The sequence below is a fragment of the Pseudoalteromonas sp. SR41-8 genome (assembly GCF_014163915.1).
In the GTDB taxonomy this organism is placed as follows: Bacteria; Pseudomonadota; Gammaproteobacteria; order Enterobacterales; family Alteromonadaceae; genus Pseudoalteromonas; species Pseudoalteromonas rhizosphaerae.
In genome coordinates this window covers 12599-38602 of sequence record NZ_JACJEE010000029.1, presented here as the reverse complement: position 1 = coordinate 38602, position 26004 = coordinate 12599, and the positions used below count along the sequence as shown (strand labels likewise).

General features: G+C 40.9%; 12 protein-coding genes. 5 read left to right on the top strand and 7 right to left on the bottom strand.

The window, feature by feature from the left end; genetic code table 11:
- The first annotated feature begins 13 nt into the window (after positions 1–13).
- The 4 genes from H5162_RS16705 (at position 14) to H5162_RS16690 (ending at position 4000) form a co-directional block, all read left to right on the top strand.
- The gene (locus H5162_RS16705) at positions 14–991 is read left to right on the top strand and encodes a TRAP transporter substrate-binding protein (RefSeq protein ID WP_257326635.1); all 978 of its coding nucleotides are present in this window, start codon (positions 14–16) and stop codon (positions 989–991) included.
- 9 nt (positions 992–1000) lie between these two features.
- Complete coding sequence (locus H5162_RS16700; RefSeq protein ID WP_182735177.1) at positions 1001–1489, top strand: TRAP transporter small permease; 489 nt, start codon at positions 1001–1003, stop codon at positions 1487–1489.
- Positions 1489–2790 carry a TRAP transporter large permease gene (locus H5162_RS16695; protein ID WP_165742666.1) on the top strand — a complete coding sequence of 434 codons (1302 nt, stop codon included), beginning with the start codon at positions 1489–1491 and terminating at the stop codon, positions 2788–2790. The genes H5162_RS16700 and H5162_RS16695 overlap by 1 nt, the downstream gene beginning before the upstream one ends.
- Before the next feature lie 190 nt (positions 2791–2980).
- Complete coding sequence (locus tag H5162_RS16690; protein WP_145239108.1) at positions 2981–4000, top strand: LacI family DNA-binding transcriptional regulator; 1020 nt, start codon at positions 2981–2983, stop codon at positions 3998–4000.
- A 609-nt stretch (positions 4001–4609) separates the two neighbouring features.
- On the opposite strand, the gene H5162_RS16685 is transcribed toward H5162_RS16690, so the two are convergent.
- Both H5162_RS16685 and H5162_RS16680 read right to left on the bottom strand, forming a co-directional pair.
- A complete protein-coding gene (locus H5162_RS16685; RefSeq protein ID WP_182779026.1) occupies positions 4610–10780 on the bottom strand; it encodes a pectinesterase family protein in 6171 nt (2056 codons plus the stop codon).
- A gap of 80 nt (positions 10781–10860) precedes the next feature.
- Entirely contained in the window at positions 10861–13830 is a 2970-nt protein-coding gene (locus H5162_RS16680) for a TonB-dependent receptor (RefSeq protein WP_182735175.1), read from the bottom strand.
- Positions 13831–14030: 200 nt separating this feature from the next.
- On the opposite strand from H5162_RS16680, the gene H5162_RS16675 reads away from it, so the two are divergent.
- Positions 14031–15458: a polysaccharide lyase family 1 protein gene (locus H5162_RS16675; RefSeq protein ID WP_182779024.1), complete on the top strand. Its 1428-nt coding sequence runs from the start codon at positions 14031–14033 to the stop codon at positions 15456–15458.
- An 818-nt stretch (positions 15459–16276) separates the two neighbouring features.
- On the opposite strand, the gene H5162_RS16670 is transcribed toward H5162_RS16675, so the two are convergent.
- The 5 genes from H5162_RS16670 to H5162_RS16650 form a co-directional block, all read right to left on the bottom strand.
- On the bottom strand, positions 16277–18826 hold the full coding sequence (locus H5162_RS16670; protein ID WP_182779022.1) for a glycoside hydrolase family 88 protein: 2550 nt from the start codon (positions 18824–18826) through the stop codon (positions 16277–16279).
- A gap of 49 nt (positions 18827–18875) precedes the next feature.
- Positions 18876–20324, bottom strand: coding sequence for a glucuronate isomerase (uxaC, locus tag H5162_RS16665; RefSeq protein WP_182779020.1), 1449 nt, complete (start codon positions 20322–20324; stop codon positions 18876–18878).
- A gap of 91 nt (positions 20325–20415) precedes the next feature.
- Entirely contained in the window at positions 20416–21039 is a 624-nt protein-coding gene (gene eda, locus H5162_RS16660) for a bifunctional 4-hydroxy-2-oxoglutarate aldolase/2-dehydro-3-deoxy-phosphogluconate aldolase (protein ID WP_182779018.1), read from the bottom strand.
- A gap of 13 nt (positions 21040–21052) precedes the next feature.
- Positions 21053–22525, bottom strand: a complete 1473-nt coding sequence (locus H5162_RS16655) for a glycoside hydrolase family 28 protein (RefSeq protein ID WP_182779016.1) — start codon at positions 22523–22525, stop codon at positions 21053–21055.
- A 241-nt stretch (positions 22526–22766) separates the two neighbouring features.
- The gene (locus H5162_RS16650) at positions 22767–25790 is read right to left on the bottom strand and encodes a TonB-dependent receptor (protein ID WP_182759766.1); all 3024 of its coding nucleotides are present in this window, start codon (positions 25788–25790) and stop codon (positions 22767–22769) included.
- Between the last annotated feature and the right edge of the window lie 214 nt (positions 25791–26004).

Sequence of the window (26004 nt, the reverse complement as noted above, 5' to 3'; positions counted from 1 at the left end):
AGAAGAAATAATAATGAATAGAAATCTTCTCATAAAGATAATGCTAGTTTTGTCGTTATTTTTGCTAACTAGTTGCACTGATGACAAAAAAACAGTGCGATTAACTTTGGCACATACATTAGACACGCGCCATGTGGTGCATCAAGCAATGGAATATATGGCTGAACGTTTGGCATTTTATTCAAATGGCACAATGGAAATTGTTATCTATCCAGGTGGTCAGTTGGGGTCTGAACGTGAACTCATTGAACTATTGCAAATAGGTAGCTTATCAATCACTAAAGTATCGGCAAGCCCGCTGGAAGGCTTTGTACCTGAGATGAAAGTGTTTGGCATTCCGTATTTGTTTCGCGATAGTGAACATTTTTGGCGTGTACTTAAAAGTGACTTAGGCACCGAGCTACTTAATAAAGTAAGCACTGCAAGGCTTAAAGGTTTGGGATATTACGATGCAGGCAGCCGCAGCTTTTACACCACTAATGGCGCGATTAATACCCCAGATGATTTAATAGGTAAAAAAATTCGCGTGTTGAATAGCCCTACAGCAGTTGCAACAGTGCAAGCTTTAGGCGGCGCAGCAGCACCGATTGCATGGGGCGAATTATATGCCGCACTGCAACAAGGTGTAGTTGATGGCGCAGAGAATAATCCGCCAAGTTATTACTTATCTCGTCATTACGAAATCGCTAAATATTATTCGCTGGACGAACATACCTTTGTTCCAGATGTAATTTTAGCAAGCTTAGAAGTTTGGAACTCACTTAACAACGAACAACAACAGTGGTTAACCCAAGCGATGGCCGACTCTGTTGAGTACCAACGTTCACTGTGGCAAAACGCATCTGATGAGGCGCTTAAAGCAGTTATCGCAGAAGGCGTACAAGTGACTTACCCAGACAAACAAGCGTTTCAAGATAAAGTGGCTGATTTTCATGCTTCGTTCGCTAATACAGCGGTTGCAGATCACATTAAAAAAATAAAAAGCATGTAGGAGCAAACAATGCGACATCTAAACACACACTTAAATCGCATCATAGAGCGATTACTTATTTTGGCCATGATAGCGATAGTAACCGTTGTTTGTTGGCAAGTTTTTTCACGGTTTATTTTACGTGCACCGAGCTCATACACCGAAGAGTTAGCGCGTTTTATACTGATTTGGATTGGGGTATTGGGCGCATCTTACGCGTATCGCACTAAAGCACATTTAGGACTTGATCTGTTTTATCAAAAAATGATCCCGTCACTTAGGTATAAGTGTTCATTTTTAATCGAAATCTGCGTGCTGATCACAGCATTAAGTATTTTAGTTTATGGTGGCAGCCAATTGATGATGTTGAGCTTTGAATTAAAGCAAACCTCAGCGGCGCTTGAGATCAACATGGGTTATGTGTATGTCGTTTTACCGCTAAGCGGGGTGTTGATTGTGATTAATTGCATTGAAAACCTGATCAATTATGCACAGCAAACATTCACGGAGGAAGCGTAATGGACTTAACAGCCATCGTTTTAATTATTTGCTTTTTTGCTTTATTGTTTATTAATGTACCTATTTCTTTGTGTATTGCGCTATCAACATTAGCAGCGCTATTAATGCACATTGATTTTACGCCTGCCACCACGACCATAGCCCAGCAAATGGCCGGTGGCATTGATAGTTTCGCATTATTGGCAATCCCATTTTTTATCTTGTCTGGATTGATAATGGGTCAAGGCGGCATTGCTAAACGGCTGATTGAATGTGCTATGGCGATGATAGGCTTTTTACCCGGCGGCTTGGCACTAGTAAATGTAATGTCGTGCATGTTATTTGGTGCAATATCAGGATCTGCCGTTGCAGCCACATCGGCGATTGGTAGTTTTATGGTGCCAGAAATGAAAAAACATGGTTACAGTGCCAGTTTTGCTGCGGCGGTTACCGCAAGTGCAGCGACTACGGGCATGTTAATACCACCGAGTAATATTTTAATTATCTATGCCATCGCCAGTGGTGGGGTGTCGATTGCGGCATTATTTATTGCCGGCTACTTACCGGGAATTTTAGTGGGGCTGGCGTTGATGATTGTTTGCGCTATTTACTCTATTCGCAACAATTACCCTGTAACAGCAAGACTGCCATTTAACATTGTGATGAAAAAAATACTCGCAGCTTTGCCAAGCTTATTGCTTATTTTTATTGTTATTGGCGGCATTATTGGCGGTGTATTTACCGCAACTGAAGCAGGCGCTATTGCCGTTATTTATGCTTTAGTACTGTCGGTATTTATCTACAAAGAAATCAATATAGCTGAAATGCCCGCTATATTACTAAAAGCTTGTGAAACAACGGCTATTGTAATGCTGATCATTGCCGCGTCATCGGGCATGTCGTGGTTATTGTCATACACACATATTCCACAGCTGGTCAGTGAGTTCTTTTTAACACTCAGTGATAATCCGATTTTAATCTTGTTGTTGATCAATCTGATTTTAATTTTGGTTGGCGCGTTTATTGATATGACACCTGCGGTATTGATTTTTACACCGATCTTTTTACCGGTAGCTGAGCAATTTGGTATGTCGCCGATTCAATTTGGTATTATGATTGTATTAAACTTATCAATTGGCTTGGTGTCTCCGCCAGTTGGGAGTGTGCTGTTTGTCAGTTGTGCGGTGGCGAAAACATCGTTACATAAAATAATTAAGCCAATGATGCCGCTGTATGCTGTGATGTTTTTAGTCTTGATGTTGGTCACATATGTACCGGCAATCAGTGAAACGTTACCGCGTTTATTTGGTTTAATCGAGTAACTAACCTGAACTTAGGATAATTTATTTGTCAGCGTTTAGGTTAACTTAATCAAACAAATCTGTGATGGAGCTCTACAGCTCCATTTTTCTTTTAAATCAAAGTAGTCAATGTATAACAAGAGCTGACTAACTACTTCTATGGATCTACGGTTAGTGTTAAACTTTGCAATCATCCTAAATAGGAACTTTTATGTCAGTAACGATTAATGATGTAGCTAAGCTGTGCGGTGTTTCAAAGCGCACAGTTTCACGTGTGATCAACCGTTCTCCCGCTGTGGGTGAAGCGACGCGGGAGCGAGTGCTTAAAATTATCAGCGAAGTTGGTTTTTCTCCTGACAAACAAGCACGGGGGCTGGCATCAAGTCGTTCTTACTTATTAGGTTTAATTTATGATAACCCCGATGCATTGTATATTGATCAGGTGCAACGAGGTGCATTAAGCGTCTGCTCTGAACTTGGCTATGAATTGGTTGTTCATCCTAGTTACTCTAAAAGTGCTGAATTTATTGACGATTGCCTGTCATTTATCTCTCGCTCTAAACTTGATGGCGTGATTATTTTACCGCCAGTATCTGAAAACAAAGAGTTAGCTGCAGCAATTCGTGAAGCAGGTTGTCCTTATGTGCGCTTAGCATCGGTAGATTTAGATGATGCTGATAACATTGTGGTCTCAGACGAACGCGCAGCAATGAAAGAAATGGCCAGCTACTTGGTTGAACTTGGCCATAAAGACATTGGTTTTATTTCTGGACCGCAGGTTTATCGTTCTTCAATTGAACGCTTAGCCGGCTTTTTAGCCGAACTGCAACAATGTAATGTGCAACTGCCTGGAAATCGTATTATTGAAGGCAAAAATAGTTACGAAAGTGGTATTGAATGCGCTATGACGTTGTTAAGCACTGAACCAAGACCAACGGCCATTGTTGCTAACAACGACGAAATGGCGGCGGGGGTATTACGGGTTGCCAGTAATTTAAATATCAAAGTACCAGAACAGCTATCAGTAGCAGGTTTTGATGATAATATTTTGGCTTCACGGATCATTCCATCGCTAACGACTATTCGAAGACCTGTACAAAACATGGCATGTTTAGCGGTACAAAAACTCATCAATAAAAGCCAATCGACACAAAGTGAAAAAATTAAATTAGATGACGTAGTCACTCCTTACTTAGTGAAGCGTGAATCTACCAACAGATGCGCTAAATAGTACCGATTAACCCCCCTCATAATATTTTTGTTACAGACATTCAAAGCGCCTTACTGACAGTAGGGCGCTTACTTCTATCCGTAATCCAATAATACTTTTTTGATTTAATTCATGAGTTAATTAAATCTGAGGAGCACCTTTGATAAAATAGCATGAAATATCGGTGTTAAACGAAACGGCCGATATGCTGCCTAAAGGATAAAATGCATAGCGCCCGTTTTTAATATCTGGAACATTTTGAGCGCTGTAAGCCCCGGCTGATATCAATCGTATTAAGTTACTGACCATTTATAGCGACAGATAAATACAGTGATAACAAGGCAGGAATTTTGATAGGGTGTTCTTGGCAATTGCTCCTGCATTGCTCTACCTCCTGCATCTATGCAGTCGTACTTGAAAAATTACTAACTCAATTTAATAACGTTAACTTCATGCCCTCGCTCTTTAACCGCAGCGCCTGTTAATCTCTTTGTGAATTATTAACTTGAAGATTTTGTTGCGCAAAGAGAAAGGAATGATATGGATAAAAAAATACCCTTGCTGTGCGGGGCAAGGGTATTGGTAACTATCAAATTGTGTGAAAGCAGCGCTTGGCTGCTCTCATTACAACTATTGGATGGTTATTTCATCCAATGTGATAGTTGCTTCACTTTCCGTTCTGAGAGTGATGAATGAGGTAGCTGTGGCTACCAATCCATCGACGGTGTACGTTTGACCTGGGACTAAGTCTTGAAGCTGTACTGAGTAGAACTTCGATGAACCACCGTGGATTGAATTAGCGCTACCAGAGGTGTTGTTATCTACATATATTTGGAAGCTTTTTGCGGTATTGCCTGCTACAGCCGCGACTTGAAAGCTCACTTGATAACTGTTACTTAAATCAAGTAACCCCGTGGTGCTTGCATCTGCTGAGGTTGTACTAACCGCAGGGGTAGTATTCGCTATACTAATGCGTGCCCCTGTCATGGTTAATTGGCCTGCTGATACATCAATAGCGCCTGTTACACGATGGAACAGCGGCGTACCAGATCCAGCTAAGCCCGATAAGTCACGATAACTATTACTAAAAAACTCGTCCGTATTCGCTGCAGCAAAATTTTCAGTAAAGGGTAACCCAAGCGGCTCTTGCACAGGTGGCTCACTTGGCGCTGCAATGTCAGGGATGTCTAAATCGCTTTGATCCGTTTTACCAATACCGGCATGGGCAATAACATGCGCTTTAACATCCATTACTGGTGTTAACTTATACTCATAAGGTGCTTGGTATGAGCTGGTGGGTGTCATACCAGTAGCAGTAACCTCTGCAGCCACATCGCCGTCAGCCACATCACCCCAAGTAACACCTTCACCTAGGTAGTTACCCGAGGTATTCCAATAACCAATTACTTTTGAGTAAAAAGAGACCACAGGATTTTTAGTATGCTCAAAGTAGTTATTCTCAATATGTAGCTCTGCGCCCATTCGTGAGTTAATCGCGCTAGAGGTGATATTGTTATAATAGTTGTTGAAGAGATGACCTTGACCAAATCTAAACAACGGAACACGCGATATGATGTTTTCAAAGCGGTTATGGTGAAAGGTAATATGACGATTCTTGTTGCTGCTCGAGTCATCATCACTGTGACCATGGAGTGACGTTTTCCAGCTATCGTGAATATAGTTATATGAAATGGTAATGTTTTCAGCACCCGATTTAGAATCGATTAAACCATCATAATAATCTTGATCAACATTTAACGATGAATATAGTTCGTTATGATCAATCCAGATATTCGCGGTAGGTTTATTTTCATCACCTTCAATCGAAATACCATCTTTACCGCCGGTAAGTACTTCATGGATTTTTAAGTTTTGGATAATGATGTTATTAGCACGACGAATAGCAATGCCGATACCACTTAGCTCACCACGATCTGCCACACCAATGATTGAGATATTATCCATATCTTTAATTTCGATAGAAGAATTATCGCCGCCACTGTTTGCATCAGTAATGACACCATCGACATAAATAGTCACTGGAACACCTGATGATTTTGCTTGTGCTAAAGCCGATTTAAGCGCTGTGCCATTATCAACGGTCACTACTGTTCCACCTTCGCCACCGGTTAGGTTAAAATTATAACCAGCAAAACCCAGACTATTATTCACCGGTGTTATTGCAATTGGCTCATCTGGCAAGATTGGGATAGCTAGTGGTTCAGGTGTCCAACCTTGGCCATCATTAAAGCTTGCAAAAATAGCGTTACGCTCAAGTAAGTTAACTACGTCGCTGTCTTGCATAATGTAACCGCCAACACGGGCACTTAAATCAAGGGTATTACCTGCTAAATCCATGCTGCCATACTCGCGCCAGCCACTGGTAGCCGTTGCAATTTCTGGATTTGGTGCAGGTTGACTGTTAACTCCTTGCACAGCCCAACCTGAGGTTGCAATGTGAGTATCAAATTTATTATTGATAAGAGTAACATTATCAAAATATGTGTCACTGCCACCACTGCGTGCAATATAGGTTGAATTATCTAACACATCATTGCCAATTGGTCCTGGGCCATGAGTAAAGCGGTTATTTAAGAAGATAAAGCCAGGATCTGTTTGCACAGGTACGCGGGCTTGTAACACATAACCACCTGATGAGTCTTTAGTTGGATCTCCATCTTTGGAGTCACCAATGGTGCGAATTTCACTGTCTTCAAATAATGCAGTGACCGGGTAGCCCCAAATAAAGTCAACATTACCTGCAACTAAGCTATTGTAAAACCATGTGTAACCTTTAAGTAATAGGGTATCTTGTTCGCTAATAAAGCTGGCATTATTAGCCACTAAACGACCATTACTATTAAAGTAAATAGTTTCAGCTTGGTTTGAATCAACATTGTTACGCAAGTGGGTGTTTTTCAATGTTAGGTTGTTGATCACTAACATATCCGCACCTTCAACTAAGAATACACCACGACCGCCGCCCGGTGTGCCAGAACCTATAGGCGCACTGCCACCTGAGCCACCATTGAGTGTTTCGTAGTTTTCGTACTGAATAATGGTATTGTCTTGGCTTTGCCCTTGTATTGTTACGTTATTTTTATTACGTAAGAACAGCAGTTCGTTGTAGATCCCATCTTTGACTGAAATGATAGTTTGCTCATCTTTAGCAAGGCTTGCCATTGCAAAGTTAAGTGCACCTTGCACGGTTCTAAAGTCAGCTACACCGTCATCATCAACCAGTAGTTGATTGCTTGCCGGCGTTGTCACTTTAGTGGTGAACGTCCATTGGCTATTATCACCGAGGCCAATAAAATCAGCACCGTTTAGTTGTGCGCCTAGTACCACGTCATCACCAATGACAACACGATAAGTATGGCCATATTCAAGCACATTATTATGCGGTTTAATGGTTAAGGTATTGCCTTCAATCGTGAGCGGGTAGTAGTACACAGAGCGCAATCTATCTTGGCCTGTGTAACCAATCACATCGACATTTTTACCAACTTTGAGGGTATCAACAAGGGTGTTGTCGTTTTGTTTATAAATACGTATTTCACCTAAACTACCAAACGTAGGGGCGTTATCAAAAGTAATCGATAACTGGGTATCAACAAATTGGCTATCGCTAGCAATCGCTGGCATCACTTTATCTGTTAAATCACCATAGTCAGCGGTTGGCATAACAAAGCCTTCTGCAACAGAGACTTTAATAGTACGCGTAATACTTGGGTCTGAATCCGATACAAATGTGACCGTTGCATCGCCTGCAGCAATCGGTGTAAGGGTGATCGCATTTCCATCGATTGCAACGCTCACCACTGCTTCATTGCTTGAAGTGACCGTGTAGGTGTCGGCTGTGATACCGTCGTTTTTAATTGCTGTAACGTTGATCAACAATGGATCCATACTGGTACTTGTGTCCCAATTAGGCTCTTTGTAATCAAGGGTTAACTGAATTGGCTTGATGCTAGGGTCGCCCACTTTTACATCATCAATTTCAAACGAACGATTATTCGTAAACACACCAATTAAGCCACGAGCTGTATAGCTGGTATCAGTCGCAGAGCCCATTTTCTCACCATCTAAGTATACGGTAAGTTGATCATCAATCATCTCAAATCGAGTGGTGTACCAAACGCCATCTTCTGTAGCGCCTTTTTCACCGAGTAAGATTGGTGATTTTGTTTGCACTGGACGCGAAATTGATCCTTCGCTACTAACGGCAACTTCCACTTGCGTACTGCTTGATGAGTTTTGCACATTTAAGCCACCGGCGTACCAATTACCGGCATTTAAATAGCGTGCCATCAAAAAGATCTGCTTATTGGCCGTTGTAGAGTTCTGACGTGGGCGAATTTTCGCTTCAACAAAGTAGTTACCTGTCGCAGGTACGTTTGCCATAGCTTCTTCAGTGGCTAAAATTAGCTCGCCACCAGCACCGCCTGCGGTGTATCGCATCATGTTATTACCCATAATGTCGAGTACATCAAACTCACCCATTGGGGCTTCTGTGTTATCTGGCTTGGCTAAAATTTGCCAATTATTTAAATCGCCATTGGCAAAGTCATCACAAAAATACAGTTCAGGTGCATCCGTGCAGCTAAATACAGATGGATCTTTAACATACTCAACTCTGAGGTTATTGATAACCACAGTGCCGCCTGTCTCGGTACGTAACTGTAAAAATGAATTTTTAGTCGCAAGCTTTCCGGGTACTGTTAAAGTTTGACCAGGGGTAAGCGAGTTGATCAATTCATTATAAAAACGTGAGTCATTACCATGGATTGATTTAGAACTGCTTGATGAGTTGTTATCCACATAAATTTGGAATTTATTATCACCTTCAGGGTCACTTACACTGACAATATCCATCACCACTTGATAAGGACGAGACAAATCCAGTGCTCCACTGGTGGTGGTATCCGTTGCTGCTGTTTCAATACCTGGTGTGGTGTTACCTAATGTGAAACGTCCTCCATTGAGTTCTAATCCAGTATCAATCACAGTGACTGAGCCGCCTGTTTTGCTAAACATGGGGATTTCATCGCCGTTAGCATCAATAACTTTTTGATGATCAACAGAGAAAATATCCGCAGTAAGTGCGGTAAAGTCAGTGATAATTGGTAATTCTATTGTTGGGATCTCACCTTGAACAGGTGGTTCAACAGGTGGCTCAACTGGCGGTTCAACATCTGGCACATCTGTAGCAACTGTTTCAATGGTTAAGTTATCAATGACAATCATTGCCGCTGAATCAGTGCGTATTTGGAAATATGAATTTTTAATCTCAGGATTTAAAATACCACGGGCATCGATATTAGTTAGATCTGGGCCGGTATTTACATCTTCACCTGGAATGTACGTATAAGAGAACTTTTTACCTGCAGGGGTGTTGGTTTCGTTTATATCTTTACCATAAAACTTTGAAGCACCACCATGCACTGAATTACTTTGACTGGCAGTATTATTATCAACATACAGCGATAATCCACCGGCACTATTATGAGAAATAACATCAAAGCTAATGGTAAACCCTTCGCTTAAATTATAAATCCCCACACCTGAGCTATCAGTCGCTGTTGATTCTTTGCCGGGCAGAGTATTACCGATTGTAATACGGTCGCCTTCTAGAATTAGGTGGCCTGCTACATCGTCAATTTTTGCACTACCGCCACTTTTAAAATATAACGGGCCGCTGCCTTGCTCATCCGATAAGCTTTTATAGCTCGATGAGAAAAATGTTTCAGTGTCAGTATCAAACTCTTCAATTAAGGCTAAACCAGCTTGCTGTGCTAAATCATTGAGTTTAACTAACTCTTCTTGAGCTTGTTGTTCGGAGAACACTAAAATATTGTTTTTAGCATCATCATTACTATCACAAGTAAGCACCAGTGTTGCCAGTGCGCTTGCATCGCTGGTGGCACAAACACTGTAGGTGTTATTAACCGTATTATGCGAACGAGAGATTATATACTCAGTGGTAGCAGACTCGCCCTCAACTGAGGTCAGTGCAAGTACACGGTTACCGAATAAAAACGAATAATTGCCTGTTACTGTTTTGTTACCATCCACTACTTGGCTGAATGTTCCACTAAGGTTTGCTTCATCAACGGGCGTGAATATCAACTGTGCAATACTTGCCTCACTGCCTTGTACTAACGGGTTATACAATGTTCCGCTAAAATCGGCAGTATTAAATGCTAAAGGTTGTGTGCTGTTGTATTGCTTAAAAATAAAATCAACAAAGTGCACAATGGCCTGATCAGTAGGCACTAACGCTGTGTTAGCCGAGCCTGCATCAGCGAGCCATGCATTTACGTTCGCCTCAAACTCGTCGCTACTAAAATAATCAGTAACTGTTTGTCCTTCACTAAGCGTCATCTGCGCTGCCTGCGCAGCTTGCGCGCTAATGGTGATCCCATTACTTGGATCGCCATCAACATCGAGTGACTGCAATAAACGTAAGCTATTTATAACAGCGGGGTGAAACACGGTATCTGTTGAAAATAAAGCAAGTGGGGTAAGCACATTTGCTGCGGCAACCGTGGGGAAGGTAAGCTCACCAATGGAAAACACGACGGCTTCCCCCCTAAAGTAATCAAACTGTCCTTCAGCTGTGGTTACGCCATTAGTAACCGATGGGCTATTATAAGTTAAACCAGCAACAGGGCTGTCAACAAACACCCCTTGGATAGCGGGTAACGGGGCTTCTTTTATATTAATAGAACTTTCTTCACCGCAGCCTGCTAAAATCGCGGTGATCAGCAAACATGATGGTATTTTTATTGTATTATTCATGCATCCCTCCAAGGATGAAAGCGTGTCTTCTACGCGTTAATTGTGTGTGAAATTAACGATTTTTATTACTTCATTGATTGTTAATAAAATTTATAATTCATACCTAACTGGAATGTGCGGCCATAATCTTCACGCTGGTAGAGGATCTCGCCACCAGATTGCTCATTACCGGTGAAGTAACGTAGATCTGATTCGTCGGTTAGGTTAATTGCATCAAAGTACACGCTGAGGCTTTTTGAAAAGTCGTATTTTACTTTTATATCAAAAGTCATTATGTCGTCTTGGTAAATATCAGCCCATGTTTTGCAAGTATGACTATCGGCTTTATTCGCTGACACAGGGCAAGAGCCAACTTCTTCAAGAATATCAGAGCGGTAATTACTAATTAGGCGTAACGAGAATGACTCATCTTCCCAGCCCACGGCAATATTACCGGTAACGTCAGCCTGACCAGGCAGTGGCATTTTATCTTGACGAATAGTGGCATCGAGCTCAGCTTCACTTTTTACAAATGTCATATTACTTTGCCAAAATAAACCATTCTCAAAGAACTGGTTGTAACTCAATTCAATACCATAAACAGTTGCTTTATCGCCGTTTAAAGTGATATCGACCTGATTGAGAACAAGATCTTGTGGAATTGCAAAATCAGACACTTGATTAACTGGTAAAGTCAGTGGTAATTCGTCTATCCCCATTTGAATACCGGTGACATCGACGATGAAGTTATCGATATTTTTGTAAAATACTGCTGCTTCCATAAATAACTCTTTTGATGGATACCAGCCAAATGATGCATCAAAGTTGTCAGATGTCATGGCTACTAGATTAGGATTACCAACTTGTACTGCGTTATCGGGTCCTAAAATATAACCTTGAAGTTCAATGGCGCTCTGCCCATCTGGCGAACTGTAACATTCGTTCGTTGTTGGATCGCATAAGCTTATGTCGTCATCAAACTTAGCAAAACCACGAGCTTGTTTAAAAGAAGGGCGGGTGTAACTGGTCCATAATGAAGTACGTACCAAAATTTGATCGCTAGGCTCATAGCGAACATGAATACTCGGGAAAAACTCACTATAGGTAATTGACGATTCAGGTAATGGGATTGCTAAATCAAGCATTTTGTCATTGCCAAAATCCCAGTCATCGTTTTCAAGCGACATAAAACCAGTTGAAGAAAACTCAGTATGCGCATAGCGTACACCGGTGATCACGGTTAGTTGCTCAGAAAGTGGCATTTCAGCCATGATAAAAGCTGCATAAGTGTCTTCAGTAAGCGTGTAATCTTCTTTGGTACTGTCAATTGACTCTTCGCCACCGGTGGCACTTTCGCGTGTTATTTTTGTAGAATTTACAATGTATTCAACATCCTGTTGGCTTACAAATGGATAGGTAAATAAACCACCTGCTGGCACCGCGTAATTATAATCAGTGATATTTGATGTTGCGACATCCATACAGGTTTGGTCGCCACCGCAATCGGCGCTATTAACGGTATAACTCCAGCGATCTTTATTATTGTAATGCTCTCGTTCATTATAAGTACCGCCAACTTTAATAAAGTTAAGGTATTGGTAATCAAAATCTTTTTGTAAGTTTAACTTCAGGCTAGTAATTTCATCTGTACGGGTACTGTCTTCCATAAACAGATTATCGTATTCCATATTTGATAAATCGCTGATATCACCATCGGCTTCACCAGCAAATACATCTTCGTCATCTTTAAGGGCAAACCCGCCCAGAGCTGCTGCTTCTGCAGGGGTCAATACTTTAGCGATAATGTTGTCTCTGCTGCCTTTACCATAGACGATATTTTCGCGTTCACGAAATTGGGCTCGTCGATCCCCGACTGATTTATCTTCAGTTTTAGAGTAAGCAAATTCATAATCGACACGCCATGAATCAGCGATATAGTTTTCACCACCAACACTGAAATTAGTCGTAGTGGTTTCACCTTCTTGAATAAAGTACTGGTTGAAGACATCCACATCTGACAGAGCAAACTCTTTTGTTTCTGCATTCACATAGATAACTTCATCGGCCTCATCGCCATTATAAAAGTTGTAAAACTCACGTTGTGCAATATCCCCATCAGTGTAATTAGAGTAATTACCACGTAAGTAATAAAAACTGTCTTCTGAGGGTTTAAATTCAAAATTGAGGGTTGCGGTGGAGCGTTTTCTATCGGCGATTTCTCGGCGATTTTCTAGTTGTGCCGGAATTAATATTTCTGGTGCATTGCTAAGTTGCTCTTCACTTAGACCAATCCCACCTTGTAAGAAGTTTAATTCACGGGTGCTATGATGGCGTACTTCATCTACTTGAGTTTTTCTATCTTCATAAGAAAGCGCAAAACCAACACCGATTTTGTCATCTAAAAATAACTGTGTGCCATCAAGGCTAAACTTCGGCGAGTGTTCTTCTCTGAGTTCACTGTATGAATCTTGCAGCTTCATTTTTAAGGTGTTTTTACCTCGGTCATAAGCTGATATGGCTCTGACATTAACTGAGCCACCAATAGAGTTAAGGTTCATATCGGGTGTGAGAGTTTTAAAAACTTCAATGGCACCCAGAGAATCACTGGTGATGCCATCAAGACCAATCTTACGATCATCGCCTGCACCGGAAAGCTCAGCACCATTCATACTTACCGAAACGAATTTAGGACCTAAGCCCCGAACTGCAATATATTTACCTTCACCTTCACTGCGCTCTAAAGTGACACCCGGGATCCGACGCAGTGACTCAGCAACATTTTGGTCAACAAAGTTACCCATGTCATCGGTGGCAATCACAGAGCTAAACGCTTTGCTGTCACGTTCCATAGCGCGTGCTTTTAAATCAGCTTGGTAAACACCCGTTACAGCTATTATTTCTATATCGTCTTCAACAATTTGTGCTGATTTGGTTGGTTCTTGTTCAGCATTGGTTGTGGTTTTTTGTGTATTATTTTCAACCTTTGGCTGTGCAGGATCGGCCGTTTGTGCATAAATTGGCATTGCTACCAGTAATGCCGCAGCGATCGCGCTTAATCTCATGCTCTTCATTTTTATTCCTTTTTCAGGCTTTTAATTGTGTGTGCAAGTTATGCGATTCCCGTTGATTTAAATCCCAGCTTGCCACCGGTGGCAAAATGGAATAACATGAAGTTAACACTGTATTAATAATGTTGTCAATTTATTAGCCATCAACATGTGTATTTTTTTATTTAAACCCTAAAGTGTAAAAGCAATTTTAAAGGACCATTATGCAATTATTGCAAAATAATCACTCAAAATATCTGCACATAGCTTACATGTGTATGATTTTTGTGTTTACTATTTCTATTTCAGCTAAATTATCTGCTGAACAAATAAATGCTAATTTAGCATTTCCTTCTGCGCAAGGTTTCGGAAAATATGCAACCGGAGGAAAGGGCGGTGAGCTTTATATTGTCACAAGCTTAGCAGATCAAGCTGATAAACCAATTGAGGGTACGTTACGCTATGCGGTAGAGCAAAAGCATCCTAGAACCATTGTTTTTGCGGTGTCAGGAGTGATAAAGCTGGTAGACGAACTTAAAATTTCACACGGCAATATCACCATTGCAGGACAAAGCTCGCCTGGAGGTATTACCCTTATTGGTGCACCTGTGATTGTGTCGTCCAGTACTAACGTGATTATTCGCTATATGCGCTTTCGTTTAGGTACATTTGGTTACGCAGATGACTCTTTGTCAGTACGAAATAGTGATACGGTGATAATTGACCACTGTTCATTAAGTTGGTCGGTTGATGAAACTGCAAGTTTTTATAATAACCGCAATTTCACACTACAAAACTCAATGATTTCGCACAGTTTAAGCCATTCAATTCACCCTAAAGGAGATCATGGTTATGGTGGTATTTGGGGCGGAGCAAATGCAAGTTTCATTAATAATATACTCGCTAATCATGCCAGCAGAACACCAAGGATCAACGGGCATAGACTTAAATCACCATACGCACAAAATGAAGAGTTTGTTGAAATAATTAATAATATTATTTTTAACTGGGGACATAACAATGTGTATGGCTCAGAAAATGGTCGTTTTAACCTGATCAATAATTACTATAAGCCAGGCAAAGCAAGTAAGATCATGCAGTTTGCGGATATTTGGTACTCCCCTGAGATAAAAGAAAATCAGGCGTATATTATGGGTAATGTACTTGAGAACAATCCACAACTGAGTGAGCATAACTACTTAGGTGTAAACTACCGTAAAGCAGTCAAAGCAAAGCGCACAAAGAGTGATACAAAGAGCCCTTGGTTAAGCGATAAAGTAATTATTACATCTGCTGTGCAAGAATCGTTGGCCTATATTAGTGCAGAGCAAGCATTTTATACTGCCACCAAAGCACAAGACATTGGTGCAAGCAAAAATGCCAATGGCCGATTTATTGATAGTGTTGATAACTTAGTTTATCAACAATTAATAGACGCTGTGCCCATCAAGAAAAACGGTCTAATAGACCACGAGTTTGAATTAATAGGTAGTTGGGATGCTTATGAAAAACAATTTATAGGCTTTACAGCAATCACAGATGCCGATCAAGATGGTGTGGATGATAACTGGCTAAAAAAACATCAGCCGCAATTGAAAAATGCCACTAAAGAGCAGGTTTTACAGCAGTACTTAAATTCACTTAGCGAATAATAAAGCAAAAACCACTTTGACTTTAACAGATCTGTTAAGTCATCGTGGCTTTCGATTATAACTTCAATAGTGTTCAACGACTGTTAGCGAATTGTGCTGTTAAAAAGTCATCAATAACGGCAGTCGTTGGTGTTAACCACGGCTGGAATAACCAAAATGAATGCTGCGCGCCTTTGAATTGATAAACTTGGCTGGTTATTTGTAATTCCTCTAACTTTTGTATTGCGCTGTTTCGGCCTGCTCGAGAGCGTGGTACTGAGCTATTAATGAAAAGTGTCGCAAACGCGTTGTTATCAATATAGGAAATAGGTGATGCACAGCGCTAACGTTGTGGGATAGTTTCATAACGGTCCCCCCACCTCTTGCTAGCTGAAGTGAAATCACTTAACCCATCAATATTTATAAGCGCTTGGACATTAATTCGCTTCGAGTCATTGTCGCTGCTATCAACAATCCCGCCTGTAGACTAATAGCGTTGCTCTGGTTGACGCAGATAGAGCTTCACGAATGACAGTAACACTAAGCAATGGGTAGTGTAGTCCCATCGCGGTTAATCGCGCCAATAGGTGGTGTACGCCTGAAGGTTACAGAGCATCTCAGAACTAACCATTTGTACTGCATAGCTCAGTGAGTTGTTATTATTTTGCGCAGACCCATCCATTATTGAACAAAATAAGCAGCAGATAAAAAATGTTTTTATTATACGCATCATAAATCGTTATGAACGAAGTGTGCTGTTATGGTTTAGGGAAAGCGAGTTTTAGCCAGTAAACAAAGTGCAATGTACTTTGTTTACTGGCTAACTTATCAGAGGCTGTTTAGTTGTTACCAGCTAGAAGCTTAGCTATTTCAAGGCTTGCTAGAATGAAGGGACCATTTCCTTTAGGATCATTTTTACTGATCGGTTCGCTCATGTAATAGTGAAAACTACCATCACGGCCAAAGCCAAGTCCTGCAACATAGCATTGGTTTGTCATACTCACCGTGCCATCGTTATGGACTAATGTAAATTGGTTAAGTAAACCTTGATAAGCTGCAAGCGCCGTGTCTTGATAATCAGCATCGATATAACCGTTATTAAGCGCTTTGGCATAAAAATAAGCGAACATTGCTGTTGCAGTAGATTCTTGGTAGTTGCCCAAAGCCGTTGGTTTGTCTAAAACTTGCCACCATGTGCCGGTATCAGTATTTTGAACTTTGGCTATATCCGTGGCTAACTCTTTTACTATGGCGAGTAAGGTATCGCGTTGCTCTGTGTTTTTTGCTGGGATGTAATCGAGTACATCAACCACTGCCATAGCGAGCCACCCCATACCACGGCCCCAAAACTCTGCCGAAACGCCGGTTTGTTTATCAGCCCATGCTTGCTGTTTTGATTCATCCCATCCGTGATAGTACAGTCCAGTTTTTGGATCGCGAAGTGCTTCACGCGTAAGCTTAAATTCATTTACCACTTCAGCAAAAGTTTCTTGTTGCTGGTGGCCCGTTTCAAATAAGCTGGCATACTGGGCTAAAAATGGCATACCCATATAAACGCCATCAAGCCACACTTGATGTTGATATTTGTTTTTGTGCCAAAATGCGCCTTGTGATGTACGTGGCTGTAACTGTAACTGCGCTCGTAACGCTTTTGCAGCCGTTAAGTAGTTTTGTTGCTTGGTATCTTGGTATAGCTGGATAAGGTTGCGACCAGGTGGAATATTATCGATATTAAAATTGCTTTGTTTATAGGCGGTGATTTTGCCTTGTTGATCAATAAAGCTGCCAGTAACTTGGGCAATCACATTTTTATATGTTTGCTCATCCGTTGCCAGTCCTAATTGATAATAGGCATATGGTTGTAAGCCAATAATATCGTATTCAAACTTTGGGCTGCGTTTACGGTTCACATCCCAGCCACCAGCATGGTAACCCAGTGTTTTTCTTTTTAGCTCTGAATCGGCAAGGGCACGAGCCCACTCGAGTGCTGACTCCTCACTCAGTCGCTGCGTTGTTTGTTTTGCTGTTACTGTGGTATACAAAGTAATACGAGGTTTAATTGTCAATCTTTCAGCTTGTTGATTCAGGTACTCAATAAAGCTTTCTTTATCGTTAATACCACTTTCAGGCTGCCACACTGAGGCAAAATAGTAATCTACATGCTGTGTACTTTGCCCTTTAGGTTTTAGTACTGCAAGGTAGTTATTTTTGTCTTGGCGTACATCAATAACATCACCTTTTTTAAAAAATACCGCCATCCCTAAAGCTGATTTATCTAAACTCTGATTGCCCCAACTGGCAATATAGCTGTAGCCATAATTACTCATTGCATCCAGATCACCTTGAATAAGCTCAGTATCATGATGCTTAACAACACCGGCGACTAAATTAGACAAGTCTTTATCTGTTGCAAGTGAAACATGTGCTAAGCGTGAGCCGCCGTGCATACTAATGTTAGCGATAAGGTTTTGTTGTTGATAACTATTTTTCCAGCCTTGATACTCAATTTGGATACTGGCACGTAGATCACCATTTTCAAGGATACGTGCTGTACGTTTGCTAACATCAGATACATGTTCTAATTCATCATTAGAGCCCATTAAACCAAAGCCGCCAGCGCCTAATGAATTGCCCACTTTAAGTATATCCATTCCCCAGCCTTGTTTGTCATGATACGAATCATATCCATCAAGGCCAACGGTATGTAACACTGGTTTAGTGGTTAACTTGCCAAAAATATCAAAGCCATTACGCCAATCTAGATAAAAACGGTAACCGACTTTATCCGACTCAATACCTGGGCCTTCATAACGGATCCAATTTGAATGATCGGTGTAATAATCTGGTGGTGTTAACTCATCAACATTTTTAAATTCACCGCCTACATACTCTTTTTTACCTGTGCCAACTTGGTGTTTTGGCGGACGAGAATGAGGCTGCCATTGACCACCTTGTTTATGGGCAAGATCAGCTTGAACGCGCTTGGTTTCTACTGTGATTGGATGTTTACTCTGCTGTGTAATAGTGACTTCAACAGGCTTATCATTTAAATCGACAATAAAATATATACCGTCAAGTTCACCGTCTGAATCAATATCTACTGCTTGGCTAGGTAATACTTGCTGCGCCGTTTTTATTGTTAACGCAGATGCTTGGCTCAGACCTAAATCGTAGTAGCTAAGATAGATAGGCTCATCAGGGCGTTTAAATGAAGATGGATTAACAATGTCCACTTTAGCAACTAATGCGCTACCAATGGAGTTAGTTTCACTCGCTTGCAGTGGTGTTTTAAGATCTGCATGTTCTTGGCAGGCACCCAATAATAGGCTTGAGCTTAGAACTGTTCCTATCATAACGCGTTTTGATAGCAGTGATGTTTTTAAAGTCATTGTCTGTCCTCAATGGTTGAGCCACTTAAATTAAGTGGCTCTATTATTGTTATTTATCGAGATTGTATGCTTTTTTCACTAGCCCATAGGTTAGTTGATAAGCCAGAGTCTGTGCAGTACTTTCGCTAATTTGATGATTTGCTACAAGCTCTGCTAAATAGCGACAATCAACGCGGCGTGCGACATCATGACGAGCTGGAATTGATAAAAATGCGCGGGTGTCATCATTAAAGCCAACCGTGTTATAAAAACCAGCTGTTTCTGTTGTTTGCTGTCTAAAACGAAGCATACCGGCAGGGCTGTCATGAAACCACCACGCAGGGCCTAATTTAAGGCTAGGGTAGTGACCAGCTAGTGGCGCAAGCTCACGACTGTAGGTTGTTTCATCCAAAGTAAATAAGATGATTTTAAGATCTGGGTGATTTCCGTATTTGCTCAAGAGTGGTTTGAGTGCGTTAACGTATTCAGTTTGGCTTGGGATATCACAGCCTTTATCACGGCCAAATTGATCAAACACCGCTTGGTTATGATTACGATGTGCACCGGGGTGAATTTGCATCACTAAGCCATCTTTAATACTCATACCGGCAAGTTCAGTGAGCATTTGCCCTCGGAATAACTCTTGCTCTTGCTCTGAAGCCTGACCTGTAAGGCATTTGGCAAATAATGCTTCACATTCACTTAGTGATAAATCCGCAGTAAGTGCAGTAGGGTGACCATGATCAGTTGCTGTTGCACGACCTTCAATGCGAAAGTAATCTCGGCGAATTTGAATGGCCGCTAAGTAACCTTGCCAAGTTGTTGTATCTTGGTCTGTGATTTCACTGAGTTTAATTACGTTGTCGATAAAATCTTCGCGGCTTGCATCAACCACATCATCCGGTCTAAAGGTGGTGATCACACGTTTTGCCATTGCAGAGCCTGCAATTGCGCGGTGGTGCGGGAGCTGATCAAGTGCACCCTCTGTTGTGGCAATTAGTTCAATATTAAAGCGGTCCATCAGTGCATGAGGCTTGAACTCGGGTGTTGCTAACGCAGCTGTAATTTTTTGATAATAGTGCTGACCATTTTCAGAGCAAAGTTTTTCTGTAAAACCAAACACATCACTAAATACCGCATCTAACCAATAGCCACTTGGCGTACCTGCATACAGGTGATAGTTATCAGCAAAGATTTGCCATACTTTTTCAGGAGCAGCTGCTTTTGAACGTGCCATATCGCCTTGCAGCCCATGCTCTGGCACGCCTAAATCAGTCATTGGGATCCCCTGACTATAAAGCATTCTAAATACGTAGTGATCGGGTTTTATAAATAGCTCAGTAGCATTGCCAAAGTTTTCATTTTCATTAAACCAACGAGGATCAGTGTGACCGTGCGGACTAACAATCGGTAAGTCTTTAATTGATTCGTATAACTTTCTAGCGATTGCAACAACGGTAGGATCGCTCGAAAACAAACGATCTGGGTGCAATTCTAAAGGTTCAATATTGCCAGACATAGAAGATTCCTTAACTGTTCTGCTTGTTATTTGCCACCGGTGGCATGTAAAGGTAAATTACACTGACAGCACGTGGCAGTCAATATGTAAATTAATTGTTATTTAGTACCTGAAGGCAGGCTTGCGTGATTTTTTCATAGTCTTTACTTTGTACCCATTGTGATTGTGCAACCCAAGTTCCACCCACAGCCATCACATTATTAAGTGCTAAATAGTCTTTAAAGTTTTGTTCATTAATGCCACCTGTTGGGCAAAAGCGAATATCAGCAAATACGCTGCTGACTGCTTTTAAAAACTGTTCGCCACCACACAAAGAAGCAGGAAACAATTTTTGCTCAGTAAAGCCATATTCTTTAGCAAGTAAAATATCTGCGGTGTTTGAAACACCCGGCACAACAGGGACCGAAGATTGGCTAAGGGCATCGAGTAACCGTGGCGATATAGCAGGCGTAACAATAAAATCACTGCCTGCGGCAAGGCTTTTTGCAAGTAACGCTTGATCGGTAATGGTGCCTGCACCTACACATAAATCGGGCAGTGCTTTTTTAATCGCGATTAATGCGTCAAGTGACGCTGGCGTGCGCAGCACAACTTCCACTAATTGGATACCCGCCTTATGCATCGCGGTTGCAATAGCGACACCTTCTTCACTACTATTTGCTTGTATTATAGGCAGAATTGTTTGGGTGCCTAATAATGTTGAAAACGCGTTCATACATCGGTTCCTATCATGATTGCTGTAATTGCGCCATTGTCAGTGGCTGTTTGTTTAAAGTGACATTATCTAAACTCATATTATTTACATGAGCTACGATTGACTGACTGCCTACTTGGTCAAAATGGCAGTTTTTAAAATGAATATCGTTAATTGGTGCGCGTTCAAAACCATTAAGATAAAACGCTTTACTGAGCACATTTTTACAATGTAAGTTTTCAATTTGAATATCTCGAACTGTTGGGTCGAACTGTCCCGCATCGCCTTCTTCATAAAAAAAGTTGATCACAACAGCATTTTTAACTGTGCCAACTTCGATATTACGTATGCGAATATGTTCGATTAAACCGCCACGTACTGAGTTAGTTTTGATACGAATAGCACGCTCTAGGTGGGGGCTGTCCATGGTGCAGTTTTGCACAAAGACATTATTTACACCGCCAGATATCTCACTGCCGATCACAACACCACCATGGCCTTCTTTCATATGGCAGTTTTCAATAACAATGTTTTGCGATGCTACCCCAACACGGCGACCATCAGCATTTCGGCCCGATTTGATCGCGATGCAATCATCACCGGTATCAAATACACAGTTTTTAATGTGCACGTGGTCACAACTTTCTGGATCACAGCCGTCTGAATTAGGGCCATGGCTTGAAAAATTCACGTTATCAACCGTAACACTTTGGCATAAAACCGGGTTCACTAACCAAAACGGTGAGTTTTTAATCGTTACGCCTTCGATTAAAATATTTTTACATTTATACGGTTGAATAAAAGGAGGGCGTAAATAGGCACCAGTACTGTATATACGTTGGCTGACAGGCACACCGACTTCGGCATCAACCATCAACTGATCACGTGCTTCACGCTGGTGCAATACTTTACCTTGGCTATCTTTAATTAAATCCCAATGACCTTCCTTATGTGGTCCTTTCCAAGGCCACCAGGTTTGGTTATCGCCATTTCCTTGCAGTGTGCCTTTACCTGTGATGGCAATATTTTCTTGCTCATAAGCATAAATAAGTGGTGAGTAGCCCATCATTTCTAAGCCTTCCCAGCGAGTAAATACTTCTGGTAAGTAATGAGTGGGATCAGTGCTAAAGCTCACTATTGCGTTATCACTGAGGTGCAAGTTAACGTTTGATAATAAATGAATCGCACCAGTGAGGTAGGTACCATCTGGAATATAGACCTGACCACCTCCTTGTGAGTGACAGGCTTCAATGGCGTTTTTAATGGCCTGTGTGCAATCATGTTGGCCATTTTCTTTTGCACCAAAGTCTTTAATATTAAATTGTTTAGCAGGGAAGGTCGGTACTACAATCGCTGATTTGATTTGTGCAGCCATTTGCCAATCGTCAGCGCTAATTGGTGCGTCAAAAACATTGAGCAAAGGGGCTGACTTACAGCCAACTAAGGTTGCTGTTACCAACGTGCTAGAAGCCAATGCTTTAAGAAAATACCGTCGTTGATTATTCATTTTGTATCCTGCTGCTGAAATTGGAATTATTATAATAGGTTAACATTAGCAGTTATTGCCACCGGTGGCAATGTGATTTTACTACAAAGTTTAAATTTTCAAAGACTTATTGTTTTTGAAAAAGTTATTTAAAATTAGTGACTAATAAAATAATCGATAGTAAAAATCATCGATTATGCACTGGGGAGAGTATTATATTGCAGACATAGCCTCAGTTAACGAGGCTATGTGTTGATTAAGTTTAGAAAGTGCCCCTTACACCCACTAAAAACTGGCGACCTGATGACAGATTTTCATAAGGGCGTGGCGTGTAAATATCATTCCACATATCTTGTTTTTCATCTGTTAAATTAACGGCTTCAAATGAAACACTCATTTTCTCTGTTAACTTGTAGCGGGCAGAGAAATTAAGCTTCGCCTTTGCATCATAACCACGCACAAAGGTTGATTCATCTTTATATTCGTCTAAATATTGTTTGTTATAGCCACTTCGGTAGTTATAAGAAAAACGAGCCGACCAATCGTCTACTTGATAGTACAAGGTTATATTGTATGTGTTCTTTGATGTTTCTTCTTCTACTAAGTTAAGTTGCGTGCCGTAAAATGGGTCTTCTATATCACGTGTATAATCAATATAGGTGTAGTTAGTTTGTAAACCTAAGGCATTAAATGGTTCAGGTAAGAAGGTAAAAGGCTGTTGATAAATAAATTCTGCGCCCCACATGCCTTCAGCATCGGTATTGACAAGTTGCGATACTTGCCAAGTTACAGTGCTAGGATCTGTGTCGCCAAGGTCGATACCAAGTCTATCAAGTTCGGTTTGTGATAAAACCTGCTCAGAACTTGCTTTTGTTAAACCCGAAATATTTTTATAAAACAGTGATGTTGCAAGCAGTGACTCTTCAGCAAAATACCATTCCAAACCTAGATCGTATTGTTTCGCTTTATAAGGCTTGAGTGACGGGCCTGCACCCATCTTAATTGTCGCTGATGGATCATCAATACTCGGCGTATTAATACTGATTGAAGAGCGTAAATCAGATAATTTTGGCCGAGTAATTGCGTGTGAATAACTAAAGCGACCGACTAAGTCCTCTGTAATATCGTAAGCAAGGTTAAAAGACGGTAGCCATTCATCACCTTCACTTACTGATTCACGCCAGCCATAACCTGCAGCATAGTTTGCACCGTCGCCACGTCCCGCAGTGAAACCATCTTTGTAAATATGATCTAAATTTACGATACGACTGGTGTTTTTGTTATCAACATAACGTACACCAACATTACCACGTAGCTCTTTATCAAATATGTAGTTTCTGAAATCTAACTGGACAAATGCTGTAGCAACTTCTTCTTTAATATAATAAGTGCGTCTAAAATCTTCTTTGGCTTGAAAAAAGTCTGCCCCAGCAAAGGCGTTGAACATGGCATTATAATCAGGTGCTAACCAAGTACTACTGTTAAGCGTTGATGAACCAGGAATTGAAGCGTTGTTACCAAAACTTACACCTTGTTTATCTAAAGTGGTATTAAACAAGCTGCCATCAATTTGGGCTGCATCTAGCGATATAACACGCTCTTCTGCTATTGCGCCTGATGTTTTATTTGTATCTTTATTGATGTCTTTCCAGTTATTTAAATTATAGTGTTGTTCTGTTTCAAAACTACGCTGACCAACACCAAACTTAACTGTGTATTCATCGTTAATCTCGTATGTAAAATCAACTCTAATAGTTTTATTTTCACTTTCAATCGTTTGAGAGCGGTTACGCACTAAACCAGCGGTGTAATTACTTGGATCTGTCATCACCGATGCTATTTCATCTTTACTATAATTACCGCCAGGTGCCTGACCTGCAGCAAATGCAAATGACGGCATAGTGGTGTTTAACTCACCGCTACCAATCGCTTGTCCGCCCGGGTTATTAATTAATGATAAAGGGTCTATATTACTATCAAAACTATAGGCCACGGTAGATTGATTACTATCTAGGGCAAAGGTGGTCATATTCGGAATGTCTAAATCTGATTTACCCTGGCCAATTAGGAAGTTCATTTTAAAACGATCGTTAATAAACCAATTTCCAGTAAAGCTAACTTGGTCAAATGCTGATTCAGATGTATCTTTGCGTGTTTCTGAACGGATAATGGCGTTTGAATATGCACCAGCGACTATAGTGTTATTATTATCTACATAAATGTTTTCAGGAACGATATTTTTTTGATCTCGTAATAATACTTCGTAGTGATATTCTTCAGAATCATTATCCAAGCTTGCATGCAACACATCTAAGTTGAATGAGAGATCATCAGTAGGCGCATATTGAAAAGCAATTGTTGCACCAAGACGTTTTTGTTGTTTTGAATACAATGAATAGCGAGGAATACGCGGTAAATATAATCCATCTAAATTTTCATTGGTGTAATTCCCGTTAGGCATCAGTAATGTTTTAGGTGCTACGGTAAGATAATTTGAGCCGCCTTGACCAACAGGTAAACCATCTTCGACAAAACTGGGGTTGTTTACAGTCCAACGTCCAGTTGATGAACCTTCACTTTGTACTGTGCCATCAGAGTATGCAATAGAGGCAAGTACACCAAACTTATTATCCCAGTTATTACTTAGCATAAAAGAAGCACGAGGCGATACATCCTCATCAACATCACTATAACGAGCATTGACATTGTAAGCGCCTTTAAATCCATCATATTGAAATGGACGCGCCGTTTGTAAGTTAACATTGCCTGAGATGCCACCGTCTTCAAGTTCAGCAGAAACGGTTTTATTAATATCTATTTGGGTAAACAGTTCAGATGCGAATACGTTAAAATCAAATGCACGAGATGTATTAGAACCACCCGCAGCGTCTGTTGCAGCACCAGCAGATGCGGACTCCATGCCATTAATTGTGGTTTTAACGTAACGAGAACCTAGACCACGAATGGTAATTTGACGACCTTCACCTGCATCCTCTTCAATAGAGATACCAGGTACACGCGAAAGTGAGTCAGCAACATTTAAGTCAGGAAATTTACCAATATCTTCAGCAATGATAGTCTCACGTGTACCAACGGCTTCACGCTTAGACATTAAAGCGGCATTGATACTACCGCGAAAACCTTTTACTTCGATCACTTCAAGTTGATCATCAGCAACAGCTTCATCTTGAGGCGCTGCATATGCTAAGCCACTGGTCAATGCGCCACTGAGTATTAAATTGGTCATTAACTTACTAAGTTTAAAATTGTGTGTGCTGGTTGTCATAGTGGTTCCACGTTCTACTTATTGTTATTAAGTTAACATGACTTGAAAGAGTGTGTTTGTCATGTACTTGTTCTGATTCTTATTACACCTAACCTCATAATCCATAATGGGAAAAACAACGAGAAAGTATGTAGCGAAGTATTGATTAATTATTTTTGCTACCGGTGGCATAGGTGGAAAGTATAATGTTATTGATGTGATGTCAAACGAAAAA